Source organism: Pseudomonas sp. MYb60, from assembly GCF_002979555.1.
Classification (GTDB): Bacteria; Pseudomonadota; Gammaproteobacteria; order Pseudomonadales; family Pseudomonadaceae; genus Aquipseudomonas.
In genome coordinates this window covers 474077-486482 of the sequence record NZ_PCOZ01000003.1, presented here as the reverse complement: position 1 = coordinate 486482, position 12406 = coordinate 474077, and the positions used below count along the sequence as shown (strand labels likewise).

Annotated in this window: 8 protein-coding genes and 1 pseudogene; 8 read left to right on the top strand and 1 reads right to left on the bottom strand. The window is 63.8% G+C overall.

All coding sequences use genetic code 11. The annotated features are described in order from the left end of the window. The 8 genes and pseudogenes from CQ041_RS07710 to CQ041_RS07675 form a co-directional block, all read left to right on the top strand. Positions 1–145 (top strand): annotated as a pseudogene (locus tag CQ041_RS07710) (GDP-mannose pyrophosphatase); the annotation flags it as partial. 174 nt (positions 146–319) lie between these two features. Next, entirely contained in the window at positions 320–937 is a 618-nt protein-coding gene (lexA, locus tag CQ041_RS07705; protein ID WP_105521860.1) for a transcriptional repressor LexA, read from the top strand. Next, entirely contained in the window at positions 937–1551 is a 615-nt protein-coding gene (imuA, locus tag CQ041_RS07700) for a translesion DNA synthesis-associated protein ImuA (RefSeq protein WP_105521859.1), read from the top strand. The genes lexA and imuA overlap by 1 nt, the downstream gene beginning before the upstream one ends. A gap of 7 nt (positions 1552–1558) precedes the next feature. Further along, entirely contained in the window at positions 1559–2971 is a 1413-nt protein-coding gene (locus tag CQ041_RS07695; RefSeq protein WP_105521858.1) for a DNA polymerase Y family protein, read from the top strand. Next, a complete protein-coding gene (locus tag CQ041_RS07690) occupies positions 2947–6039 on the top strand; it encodes an error-prone DNA polymerase (RefSeq protein WP_218276513.1) in 3093 nt (1030 codons plus the stop codon). Before CQ041_RS07695 ends, CQ041_RS07690 begins: the two co-directional genes overlap by 25 nt. Before the next feature lie 109 nt (positions 6040–6148). Next, positions 6149–7849 (top strand): ATP-binding protein, encoded by a 1701-nt coding sequence (locus CQ041_RS07685; protein ID WP_105521856.1) that lies wholly within the window; start codon positions 6149–6151, stop codon positions 7847–7849. A gap of 8 nt (positions 7850–7857) precedes the next feature. Next, on the top strand, positions 7858–10365 hold the full coding sequence (locus CQ041_RS07680) for an excinuclease ABC subunit UvrA (protein ID WP_105521855.1): 2508 nt from the start codon (positions 7858–7860) through the stop codon (positions 10363–10365). Between the two features lie 120 nt (positions 10366–10485). Further along, positions 10486–10710, top strand: coding sequence for a DUF465 domain-containing protein (locus CQ041_RS07675; RefSeq protein WP_105521854.1), 225 nt, complete (start codon positions 10486–10488; stop codon positions 10708–10710). 165 nt (positions 10711–10875) lie between these two features. Here the strand turns inward: CQ041_RS07675 and CQ041_RS07670 are convergent, their stop codons facing one another. Beyond that, positions 10876–12252 (bottom strand): VOC family protein, encoded by a 1377-nt coding sequence (locus tag CQ041_RS07670; protein WP_105521853.1) that lies wholly within the window; start codon positions 12250–12252, stop codon positions 10876–10878. Positions 12253–12406: the final 154 nt, after the last annotated feature.

The following is a 12406-nucleotide window of genomic DNA, read 5'->3' as shown; positions in this document are numbered from 1 at the left end:
GGAGGAGGAGGGTGAAGATATTGAAGTGTTGGAACTGGGGTTTGAGCACGCGTTTGCGATGGTGCAGAGCGGCGAGATTGTGGATGGGAAGACTATTATGTTGTTGCAGCATTTCGAATTACGCATGCTGAAGGAGGGCTGGTAATTCGGGAGTGGGCGGGCTTGAACCCTCGCACCGTGTCGTCAGGCGAAGGACTTTGCAAAGGTTCTCAGGGCGGGGCAGTAGCGCTTATCCGGCAGTCAAGTAGGACGCTTCGCCAGCTCTTGTGGCTCCGGCTCGACTAGCGGCTATTGTCAGAAATTTCCCACAGGAGTACAAATGTACTCCATGACGACTTTAACTCCCCGCCGTACCGCCATCCTGACCTTTATCCGCGACCGCATCGCGCAGCAGGGCCAGTCTCCCAGCCTCGCCGAGATCGCCGAGGCGTTCGGCTTTGCCTCGCGCAGCGTGGCACGCAAGCATGTGCTGGCGTTGACCGAGGCCGGTTTTATCGAGGTCAACCCCAATCAGGCCCGAGGCATTCGCCTGCTTAACCAGCCCACGCGTCCCGAGTGGTTGGACGTGCCGGTGCTCGGCCGTGTGGCGGCCGGCATGCCCATCGGCGCCGATGCCGAGGTGCACAGTCGCCTGCAACTGGACCCTGCCACCTTTGCGAAAACCCCGGATTATCTGCTGCGGGTGCAGGGTGACTCGATGATCGAGGACGGCATTCTTGACGGTGACCTGGTGGGCGTGCGCCGCAGCGTCGAGGCTTTGAACGGGCAAATTGTGGTGGCGCGCCTGGACGGCGAAGTGACCATCAAGCGTTTCGAGCGCAATGGCGACAACGTGCGCCTGCTGCCGCGCAACCCGGCGTATCAACCCATTGTGGTGGGCCCCGACCGGGACCTGGCCATTGAAGGGGTGTTCTGCGGCCTGGTGAGGCAAGGCTGATGGGCGCCGTGGTTGCCCTGGACGCGCTGTTCAATGGCGGGCGCGTGTGGAAAGGCCGACCCGCCGCGCCGCCGGCCAGCGTGCATCCCACGGGCCTGGCGGCGCTGGACGCGGTGTTGCCCACGGGTGGCTGGCCGGAGTCGGCGCTGAGCGAAATCCTCATGGCCAAGGAGGGCGTCGGCGAACTTCAACTGGTGCTGCCGACCCTGGCGCGCTTATCCAAGGCGGGGGAGCGCATTGTGCTGGTGGCGCCGCCCTACACGCCGTACCCCCATGCCTGGCAGAACGCCGGGGTGGACCTGCGCCTGCTCTCGGTGATTCAGGCAGAGGAGCGTGACGCCTTGTGGGCGGTGGAGCAGTGTTTGCGTTCCGGCAGTTGCGGCGCAGTGTTGTGCTGGCCGCACAAGGCCGATGATCGCGCGTTGCGGCGCTTGCAGGTGGCGGCGGAAACCGGGCAGACCCTGGCGTTTGCCTGGCGTGCCTTGAGCGAGGCGGTCAACTCATCACCGGCTGCCCTGCGCCTGGTGGTCGAAGCCAAACCCGCGCAGGTGCGGGTGCTCAAATGCCGGGGCGGGTTGGCTCATCCCTCGCCGATAGCCCTGGCGGGGCATTGAGGTTGCCATGCGCTGGGTGTGTATTGTCTTCCCGCAATTGGCGCTGGACGGAGTGCAGCGTGGGCACCCCGAACCGGACCAGCCCCTGGTGCTGCTGGCCGGTACCCCTCAGCGCCGCGTGCTGCAAACCGTCAATGACGCCGCGCGCGCCCTGGGCCTGCGCCCCGGGCAATCCCTGACGGCGGCGAATACCCTGGCCAAGGGATTTGCCAGCGCTGAACACGACCCCGCCGAGATCGAACGCTGGCAGCAATTTTTGGCCGCGTGGGCCTATCGTTTCAGTTCCCAGGTGAGCCTGTATTACCCGCGCGCCTTGTTGTTCGAGATCGAATCGAGCCTGGGCCTGTTCGGGCCGTGGCCGCAGTTCGAAGCGCGCCTGCGCAAGGAACTGGACGAACTGGGTTTTCGGCATCGCATCGTTGCCGCCCCCAATCCGGCGGCAGCGCGGGTGCTGGCCAATCTCTACAATGGCCTGGCCGTGGGCGATGACGAAATGCTGCACGCCCTGGCGCCGCTGCCCATTGACCGTTGCGGCCTCGAGCCTCAGGCCGCCACCGCGTTGTCGCGCATGGGGTTGCGCACCCTGGCACAAGTGCAGGCGTTGCCTCGGCATACCCTGGCGCGGCGCTTTGACGCCAGCCTGCTCAAGCACCTGGACGCGCTGACCGGGCAGCGGCCGCTGGCCCTGGCGTTCTACCAGCCGCCGGATCAGTTTGATGTGCGCATCGAGCTCAATTACGACGTGCAATCTCATCAGGCACTGCTGTTTCCATTGCGGCGGTTGACCGGGGACTTGTCGGCGTTCCTGTGCGGGCGTGACAGTGGCGTGCAGCGTTTCGACCTGCACCTGGAGCATGCCCAGGCGCCGGACACCGTGATCAAGGTCGGCCTGCTCAGCGCCGAACGTGAACCCGCCATGCTGTTCGAACTGGCCCGTGGCCGCCTGGAACACGTGCAAGTCACCTCGCCAGTGCGCGGCTTTCGCCTGGTTGCCCAAGACCTGCCGGTGTTTGTTCCGCAGCGCCAGGACCTGTTCGACGACCGCCCGCAACAATCTTTGCCCTGGGAACAGCTACGCGAACGCCTGCGCGCGCGCTTGGGCGACGAGGCGGTGCAGGGCCTGCGGTTTCACGCAGACCACCGCCCCGAATGCGCCTGGCAGGCGACGGCAGACAACTATCCGTGCCCGGCGCTGAACAAGGCGCAGCGACCCGGCTGGCTGCTGAGCGAACCGACCTTGCTGGCTGAGCAGGGCGTGCAGATCCTCATGGGCCCGGAACGCATCGAGTCCGGTTGGTGGGATGGCGCCGACATCCGTCGAGACTATTATCTGGTGCAGACCCGTGCCGGGCAGCAAGGCTGGGCCTACCGCACCGTGGGGCAACGCGATGGGTTGTGGTTGCAGGGTTGGTTTGCATGAGCTACGCCGAGCTGCACTGCCTGTCCCACTTCAGCTTCCAGCGCGGCGCCTCCAGTGCGCTGGAATTGTTCGAACGCGCCAAACGCCAAGGCTACAGCGCGCTGGCGATCACCGATGAATGCACGCTGTCGGGCATCGTGCGGGCCTGGCAGGCGGCGAAGGCGGTGGAGTTGCCGCTGATTATCGGCAGTGAAGTGCGTATCGAAAACGGCCCGAAGCTGGTGTTGCTGGTCGAAGACCTCAGCGGCTATCAGCACCTGTGCCGCCTGATCACCCTGGCCAGGCGCCGCGCCGAAAAAGGCAGCTATCGCCTGCTGCAAGAAGACGTCGAGCAACCCTTGCCTGGCCTGCTGGCATTGTGGGTCGCCGACGACAGCGATACCCAGGCGAGTATCCAATGGCTGCGCCGAACCTTTACCGACCGCCTGTGGCTGGCCGTGCACCTGCATTGCGGCCAGGACGATGCGCGGCACCTGGAGCAACGCCTGCAACTGGCGGCCAGCCTGAATCTCCAGGCGGTGGCCTGCGGCGACGTGCACATGCACGCCCGTGGCCGTCGGGCCCTGCAGGACACCATGACCGCCATCCGTCATCACGTACCGGTGGCCGAGGCTGGCACACGCTTGCACCCCAATGGCGAGCGACACTTGCGCAGCCTCGACGCCCTGGCCGGGCTGTACCCGCAAGCCTTGCTGGATGAAACCCAGGCCATCGCCCGCCGTTGCACTTTCGATCTCAGCCAGTTGCGTTACCACTACCCGCGCGAACTGGTGCCTACAGGCCATGACGCCCAATCCTGGCTGCGCACGGTGACCGAAGAAGGCATCGCCCAACGCTGGCCGCAAGGCGCAGATGCCAAGACCTTGCAGCAGATCAACAACGAACTGGAGCTGATCAACGAGCTGGGTTACGAAAGCTACTTTCTTACCGTGCACGACATTGTGCGCTTCGCCCGCAGCCGTTCGATCCTGTGCCAGGGCCGTGGTTCGGCAGCGAACTCGGCCGTGTGCTTTGCCTTGGGCATCACCGAGATCGACCCCAGCCTCACCAGCCTGCTGTTCGAGCGTTTCATGTCCCGCGAGCGTAACGAACCGCCGGACATCGACGTGGACTTCGAACACGAACGCCGCGAAGAGGTGCTGCAATACGTGTTCCAACGCTACGGTCGCACCCGCGCAGCGCTGACGGCGGTGGTCAGCAGTTACCACGCGGCCGGCGCAGTGCGCGATGTGGCCAAGGCCCTGGGCTTGCCGCCGGACCAGATCAACGCCCTGGCCGATTGCTGCGGGCGCTGGAGCGACGATGCACCGCCACTGGAGCGCCTGCGCGAAGGTGGCTTCGACCCCGAAAGCCCGATCCTGCGCCGCGTGCTCACGCTCACCCAGCAACTGATCGGTTTCCCTCGTCACCTGTCCCAGCACCCCGGCGGTTTCGTGATTTCCGAGTTCCCGCTGGACACCCTGGTGCCGGTGGAAAACGCCGCCATGGCCGAACGCACCATCATCCAGTGGGACAAGGACGACCTCGACGCCGTCGGCCTGCTCAAGGTCGATATCCTTGCCTTGGGCATGCTCAGCGCGATCCGCCGTTGTTTCGACTTGCTGCGCCGCCATCGCAACCAAGACCTGGCTTTGGCGACCATTCCCAAGGAAGACCCGGCCACCTACGCGATGATCAGCAAGGCCGACACCATCGGTGTGTTCCAGATCGAATCACGGGCGCAGATGTCGATGTTGCCCCGGCTCAAACCCCAGACCTTTTACGACCTGGTGATCGAGGTGGCGATTGTGCGGCCGGGGCCGATCCAGGGCGGCATGGTGCATCCGTATCTGCGCCGGCGAAACAACGAAGAAGCAACCACCTATCCCTCGCCGCAATTGAAAGCGGTGCTGGAGCGCACCCTGGGCATCCCGTTGTTCCAGGAACAAGTGATGCAGATCGCCATGGTCGCGGCCGACTACGGCCCCGGCGAGGCCGACCAACTGCGCCGCTCGATGGCGGCCTGGAAACGCCACGGTGGGCTGGAGCCGCATCAGGCGCGCTTGCGCAGCGGGATGTTGAAAAACGGCTACAGCGAGGCATTTGCTGCGCAGATTTTCGAGCAGATCAAGGGCTTTGGCAGCTATGGTTTCCCCGAATCCCACGCCGCCAGTTTCGCCTTGCTGACCTACGCCAGTTGCTGGCTCAAATGCCATGAGCCTGCAGCCTTCGCCTGTGCGCTGATCAACAGCTGGCCCATGGGGTTCTACAGCCCGGACCAGATCCTGCAGGATGCACGACGCCACCGATTGCAGGTCCGTGCGGTGGACGTACTGGCCAGCGACTGGGACTGCAGCCTGGAACCCATCGACGGCCAACAACCGGCCATTCGCCTGGGCTTGCGCATGATTTCGGGCTTTCGCGAGGAAGATGGCAAACGCATCGAAGCGGCTCGCCAGCGCCGGGCATTTACCGACATTGCCGACCTGGACGAGCGCGTCGGGCTGGATGCCAGGGCCCAGGCGCTGCTGGCAGATTCGGGTGCCTTGCGCAGCCTGGCAGGCAACCGGCACAAGGCACGCTGGGAGGTGGCGGGCGTGCACAGGCAACTCGGCTTGTTTGCCGGCCTGCCCAGCCCGGACGAGGCCGTCGTGGCGCTGCCGGCACCGTCGGTGGGCGAGGATCTGCAGGCGGACTACGCCACCCTTGGCACCACCCTGGGCCCGCATCCGTTGGCACTGTTGAGGGCAGAACTGCGCAAGCGTCGCTGCCGCAGTTCCCGCGAACTGATGGGGGTGGAGCATGGGCGCAATGTCAGCGTCGCCGGGTTGGTCACGGGTCGGCAACGGCCGGGCACCGCCAGTGGTGTCACCTTCGTGACCCTGGAGGACGAGTTCGGCAACCTCAATGTGGTGGTCTGGCGCGACCTGGCCGAGCGTCAGCGCCAGGCGCTGGTGGGCTCTCGACTGCTGAAAGTGGATGGGCGCTGGGAAGCCGTGGGCGAAGTGCGGCACCTGATCGCAGGGCGCCTCACCGACCTGAGCCCGTTGCTGGATGGCATCACTGTGCGCAGTCGGGATTTTCACTGAGGCCGGTGGCTTATGTGACCATAACCTCCTAAGTTATACGAGATGAAACCATCCGCGCCTGGCACGCTCCAAAATTTGCGACTGCCTTTTCTTTGCACAGAGCCCAACCATGCAGTTTTTATCCAACCCCCACGGCTGTGAAGGCTGGGCCGGCGAGATGGCCCAGCGGATCCGTGCCTTCGATTGGGCGACCACCGACCTGGGCGCTATCGACCAATGGTCCACCAGCCTCGCCTGTACCGTGCAGATGATGCTGGCCTCGCCCGTGCCCATGGTGATGCTCTGGGGGCGCTCGGGTTACATGATCTACAACGACAGCTACTCGGTGTTTGCCGGCGGACGCCACCCGTACCTGTTGGGCACGCCGGTGGAACTGGGCTGGCCGGAAGTGGCCGATTTCAATCGTCACGTGGTGGACACCTGCCTGGCTGGCGGCACGCTGTCGTTCAACAACAAGGATTTGGTGCTGCTGCGCAACGGCCGTCCGGAAACCGTGTGGCTGGACCTTTACTACAGCCCCGTCGCCGGGGATAACCAGCAACCGGCCGGGGTGCTGGCAATTGTGGTGGAGACTACCGAACTGGTGCAGTCCGAGCAGGTCCGCCAGGAGCTCACCCACAACCTCGAGCAGCGCGTTGCCGCCGAAGTGCAGGCCCGCTCTGCCGCCGAGGACCAGTTGCGTCAGTCGCAGAAACTCGAAGCCATCGGCGGCCTCACCGGCGGCGTGGCCCACGATTTCAACAACCTGCTGCAAGTGATCGCCGGCAACCTCCACTTGCTGGCGCGCCACGAACCGGACAACGCCCAGGTGCAGCGTCGCGTGGCGGCTGCTATCGCTGCGGTAGAGCGCGGTGCCAAGCTGTCGGCGCAACTGTTGGCCTTCGCACGCCGTCAACCGTTGTCGCCCGCGGTGTACAACCCGCAACGCATCTATGCCGGCCTGGGTGAATTGCTGCAACGGGCGCTGGGTGAAACCATCCATATCGATGTCCAGATGCCCCAGGACGCCTGGTTCATCAATGTCGACCGCAACCAACTGGAAAACGCGCTGCTCAACCTTGCGATCAATGCCCGCGACGCCATGAAGGGCGAGGGCATGATTCGCATCAGCGGCGAGAACATCATCCTCAATCCCGATGATTGCGCCGGCAAAAGCATCAAGCCCGGTGAATATGTGCGCCTGTCGGTCACCGATACCGGCATCGGCATGTCCCCGGCCACCCTCAAGCGCGCCTTCGAACCTTTCTTCACCACCAAGCGCGAGGGCCATGGCACCGGGCTGGGGCTGAGCATGGTGTTTGGCTTCGTGCGCCAGAGCGGCGGCCACGTCGAAGTGTGGAGCGAGGAGGGCAAGGGCTCGGTGGTGCAGATGTATTTCCCCCACAGCCTGGAACCCGAGAGCCTCGACGTGCACATCGACCAGGTGGCCCACACCGGCGGCCAGGAAACCATTCTGGTGGTGGAAGACAACGAAGGCGTGCGCCTGACCGTCGTGGAGCTGCTGCAGCAGTCCGGCTACACCGTACTGACCGCAGAAGACGGCGACCGCGCGATGCTGGCGTTGCAGGATGGCGCGCTGCCCGACCTGATCTTTACCGACGTGGTGATGCCCGGCCGGGTCAAAAGTACCGACCTGGCCGCCTGGGCTCGCACACAGACGCCTCCTGTGCCGGTGCTGTTCACCTCCGGTCACACCCGCGACATTCTCTCCAGCAACCATTTGCTGAGTGCCGACATTCACCTGCTGAGCAAGCCCTACAGCCCCGAAGCCCTGACGCAACGGGTGCGCAGCGTGCTCACCGCGCGATAAGGTTGACCATGACTTCACAGCGCAACATCCCTGCCTCCCTCGGTTTCGTGCGGGTGCGTGGCGCCCGCGAACATAATTTGCGCAATGTCGACGTGGACATTCCCCGCGATGCCCTGGTGGTGTTCACCGGTGTCTCGGGTTCGGGCAAATCGTCCCTGGCGTTTTCCACGGTGTATGCCGAGGCCCAGCGCCGCTATTTCGAATCGGTGGCGCCGTATGCGCGGCGCTTGATCGACCAGGTCGGCGTGCCGGACGTGGACAGTATCGAAGGCCTGCCGCCCGCCGTCGCGCTGCAACAACAGCGCGGTACGCCGAGTGCGCGCTCATCGGTGGGCAGTGTGACCACGTTGTCGAGCCTGATCCGCATGCTGTACTCCCGCGCCGGCAGCTACCCGGCGGGGCAGGCGATGCTGTATGCCGAGGACTTCTCGCCGAACCTGCCCCAGGGCGCCTGCCCGCAATGCCACGGCCTGGGCCGGGTGTATGAAGTGACGGAGGCGCTGATGGTACCTGACCCGTCGCTGACGATCCGCCAGCGTGCGGTGGCTGCCTGGCCGCTGGCGTGGCAGGGGCAGAACCTGCGGGACATCCTCGTGACCCTGGGGTACGACGTGGATATTCCCTGGCGCGACCTGCCGAAAAAACAACGCGACTGGATCCTGTTCACCGAAGAGACCCCCACGGTCCCGGTGTATGCCGGCTTCACTCCTGCGCAGACCCGCGACGCCTTGAAGCGCAAGCTTGAGCCGAGCTACCAGGGCACCTTCAGCGGCGCGCGGCGCTATATCCTCCACACCTTCACCCATACCCAAAGCGCGTTGATGAAAAAGCGCGTGTCCCAGTTCATGCAGGGCAGCGCCTGCCCCGCGTGCGAAGGCAAGCGTCTGAACAAGGCGGCGCTGTCGGTGAAGTTTGCCGGGGTGGACATTGGCCAGTTGTCGCAACTGACGCTGGCGCAGTTGGCCGAACTATTGCGGCCGGTGGCGGCAGGGCAGGACAAGATGAAGCTGTCGGTGGAAAAACGCCTGGCGGCCCAGCGCATCGCCCAGGACTTGCTGGAGCGAGTCAGCACCTTGATCGAACTGGGGTTGGGTTATCTGTCCCTGGAGCGCAGTACACCCACATTGTCATCCGGCGAGTTGCAGCGACTCAGGCTGGCCACCCAGTTGGGCTCGCAGCTGTTCGGGGTGATTTATGTGCTCGACGAACCTTCGGCGGGGTTGCACCCGGCGGATGGTGAGGCGCTGTTCACGGCGTTGGAGCGCTTGAAAGCGGCAGGCAATTCGCTGTTTGTGGTGGAGCACGATTTGGAAACCATGCGCCGTGCCGACTGGCTCATCGACGTGGGCCCGGCGGCTGGTGAGCACGGCGGGCAAGTGCTGTACAGCGGGCCGCCGGCGGGGTTGGCGGATGTGACGGCGTCACAGACCCGTGAGTACCTGTTTGCCGCGCCGCGCGCGGCGAAGCCATCGCGTCCCGAGCCAGCCGGTTGGCTGAAACTCGAAGGGGTCACGCGCAATAACCTCAAGGGCCTGAACGTGGACTTCCCGTTGGGCTGCTTCACGTCGGTCACCGGCGTTTCCGGTTCGGGCAAGTCCAGCCTGGTCAGCCAGGCGTTGCTGGAGCTGGTGGGCAGCGGCCTTGGGCGCGTGGTCGAAAGCGACGAAGCGCCGAGCCTGGAGGACGATGCACCGCAAACCAGTGGTGGGCGTATCAGTGCCGGGTTGGAATCCATCCGTCGCCTGGTACAGGTCGACCAGAAACCCATCGGCCGTACCCCGCGCTCCAACCTGGCGACCTACACCGGGTTGTTCGACAACGTGCGCAAACTGTTCGCCGCCATGCCAGCGGCCAAAAAACGCAACTACGACGCCGGCCAGTTTTCCTTCAACGTTGCCAAGGGCCGCTGCCCCAACTGCGAAGGGGAAGGATTCGTCAGCGTTGAGTTACTGTTCATGCCCAGCGTTTACGCACCATGCCCGACCTGCCACGGCGCGCGCTACAACCCTGAAACCCTGGCAATCAAATGGCAGGGCTTGAGCATCGCCCAGGTACTCGGCTTGACGGTGGAACAGGCCGTCGAGGTGTTTGCCGAACAACCCGGCATCTTGCGTTCGTTGCAGGTGCTGCGGGATATCGGCCTGGGCTATTTGCGCCTCGGCCAGCCGGCGACTGAGCTGTCTGGCGGTGAAGCGCAACGCATCAAGCTCGCCACGGAACTGCAACGCAATGCGCGGGGCGCCACGTTGTATGTGCTGGATGAGCCAACCACCGGGTTGCATCCCCGGGATGTGGACCGCTTGCTGAGCCAACTCAATCATCTGGTCGATGCCGGCCATACGGTGGTTGTAGTGGAGCATGAGATGCGCGTGGTGGCGCAAAGCGACTGGGTGATCGATATCGGGCCGGGGGCAGGGGACTTGGGTGGCAACGTCGTCGTGTGCGGCGCGCCGCAGCACGTTGCCAACAGCAAGACCAGCCGCACTGCACCGTTCCTCGCCAGCGCGCTCGTTTGATGACAATGGAGGTCATATGGGGCAGGGGCGACAACGCTCTCCCGCCTTTAACATGACAAGACTGTCTGCAATGGTCTAGCTTCAAGGGGGTAGGCCATTGATCAACTTGCGGAGGTAGCCATGCCAGTGAAACACGACCTGTACCAGGACTTGGGTTTGAGCAAGGAAGTCGTTCACGAACGCAGGGCAGGCGACAAACGTCTGGATTCGCTGCTCACTCAATATGACGACGCCGACAAAGAGGTACTCAAGGCGGAGTCGGCCAGTGCCAGCGACGAAGATGTGGAAAAGTTGAAGAAAAAACGCTTGTTGGTCAAAGACAAAATCGTCGAGCAACTCGACTGAACGTGCAGGAGCCGGTTCGCCGGCTCCTGCATAACGTTGACACATTTGTTCAGACTTTTCTGACGGACAGCCTCCCACCGCTTGCCTATGATGCCCACCGCCTTCCCGACTCCGGGGGCAGTTACGGCGTCAGGATGACGCTGGTGAGTCGGGTGGGCATCTCTTTCAGTTCAGCAGTGACTCAAGGCAGTGATCCACCGAACGCTGCTGCGTCTGCTCATACAGCTTCAATTCATCAATCGTCTGGCGCCCCAGCGCCTGCTCAAACTCAGCCTGGTTCGAGTTCGCCGCATAGTGACTCTGTGCCGCATCCCCCAGGTTCGACTGGAAAATCCCCGCCGCACTGACCGGCAGAAAATCCTCATAGACCAACGGTTCCACATCCACGTGACCCGCCGCAATCAGCGCTTCCAGCGTGCGCGGCTGATCGGCCGTTCCGCGCGCCGCCAAGCCTTGCTCGGTGGCGAAGTAACGAAAGTACGCCAGGCCCTGCTCGCGCATCTGCCCGTGTTCATCCGGAAATGCCTGAAAGTGCTGCGCCATCAATTGCATGTACCGAGTCGCATTGCCTTCATTGGGTAATGCCCCCAGTTCGTCACGCGCCGCATTTAGCAGTTGGTCATACAACGCACGGCCTTTGGGCGTCAGCGCCACGCCACGTTGCTCGATTTCGCCGAAGCGCGCGCTGTGGCTACCCTGGGCGTCTGTGAAGGCGATGGCTTCGTCCAAGGCCTTGAAGCTGGTCTGGCGTAACAGGATCGGGCATTGCCGGCGCGGCGGACCTTCGATCACGGCCTTGGGGGTGATGCCCTTGCCGGGCATGGCGGCCTGGACCTGGTCGATGTCCAGGGTGCGCGGCGTGAGGTGGTTGATATGCGGACCCTTGAAGGCCACCACGTCGGCGATCAGGCGATGCTGGTCGCTCAATTGCTGATACTGCGCAGCGGTGACGGTGGCGGTGTGGTGCCAGCGGAAGGTTTCCAGGGCCTCGCGAATAAACGCGTCGGCCGCTTCGGCGCTGAGGCCGCCAGCCTTTTCCGACTGCTCGATCAGCGCCAGGGCCCCCGGCGTGAAGATCGCGCGTTGGGCCAGGGCGGTTTCGGCGAAGGCACGCAGGTCGGGGTTCTCGATCAATTCAAGGCGCAGCAATGACGTGAACACGCGGAATGGGCTGGTGTTCAACGCGCGTTCATGCACCGCGCGAAAAGCCGTGGAATGCACCGGTACTCCGGCGGGGGTGAGGTCGTAGTAGCCCACGGGCTGCATGCCCATCACCGCGAACAGACGACCGATGGTGGCCAGTTCATAAGCCGTCCCCAGGCGGATAGCGCCGTGGCGCTCCTTGTCCAGGCGCTCGATCTCGCCGGTGCGTTGCAGTTGCCTGGCCAATTCCGGTTGGCTGGCGAGCACCTGGGTGTTGGTTTCAGCCACCAGCGCCATCAGCGCGCCATACAACGGCACTTCATCCCGGTACATGTCGGACATGGCTTTGGAGAAGCCTTTGCGAATCTCGTCGGGGCTGACATGGGGCGAGGTGGACATAGAAAAATTCCTGGCTGCTGTAAGAATAAGGAATGCCGATGCACTGATTCTGTTGGGCCGCCCGTGACTGCGCAAACGAAGATTCTGATGAACTTCATTCTGCAAATGAATGAGTAAGCGCGCAAAGCGGGCAAAAAAAATCCCGCCGGTTCAG

Excerpts from the sequence above, each read along its gene's own strand:
- CQ041_RS07675 (WP_105521854.1), top strand. The coding sequence starts at position 10,486 with ATGCCAGTGAAACACGACCTGTACCAGGACTTGGGTTTGAGCAAGGAA.
- CQ041_RS07695 (WP_105521858.1), top strand. The coding sequence starts at position 1,559 with ATGCGCTGGGTGTGTATTGTCTTCCCGCAATTGGCGCTGGACGGAGTG.
- CQ041_RS07685 (WP_105521856.1), top strand. The coding sequence starts at position 6,149 with ATGCAGTTTTTATCCAACCCCCACGGCTGTGAAGGCTGGGCCGGCGAG.
- lexA (WP_105521860.1), top strand. The coding sequence starts at position 320 with ATGTACTCCATGACGACTTTAACTCCCCGCCGTACCGCCATCCTGACC.
- CQ041_RS07670 (WP_105521853.1), bottom strand. The coding sequence starts at position 12,252 with ATGTCCACCTCGCCCCATGTCAGCCCCGACGAGATTCGCAAAGGCTTC.
- imuA (WP_105521859.1), top strand. The coding sequence starts at position 937 with ATGGGCGCCGTGGTTGCCCTGGACGCGCTGTTCAATGGCGGGCGCGTG.
- CQ041_RS07680 (WP_105521855.1), top strand. The coding sequence starts at position 7,858 with ATGACTTCACAGCGCAACATCCCTGCCTCCCTCGGTTTCGTGCGGGTG.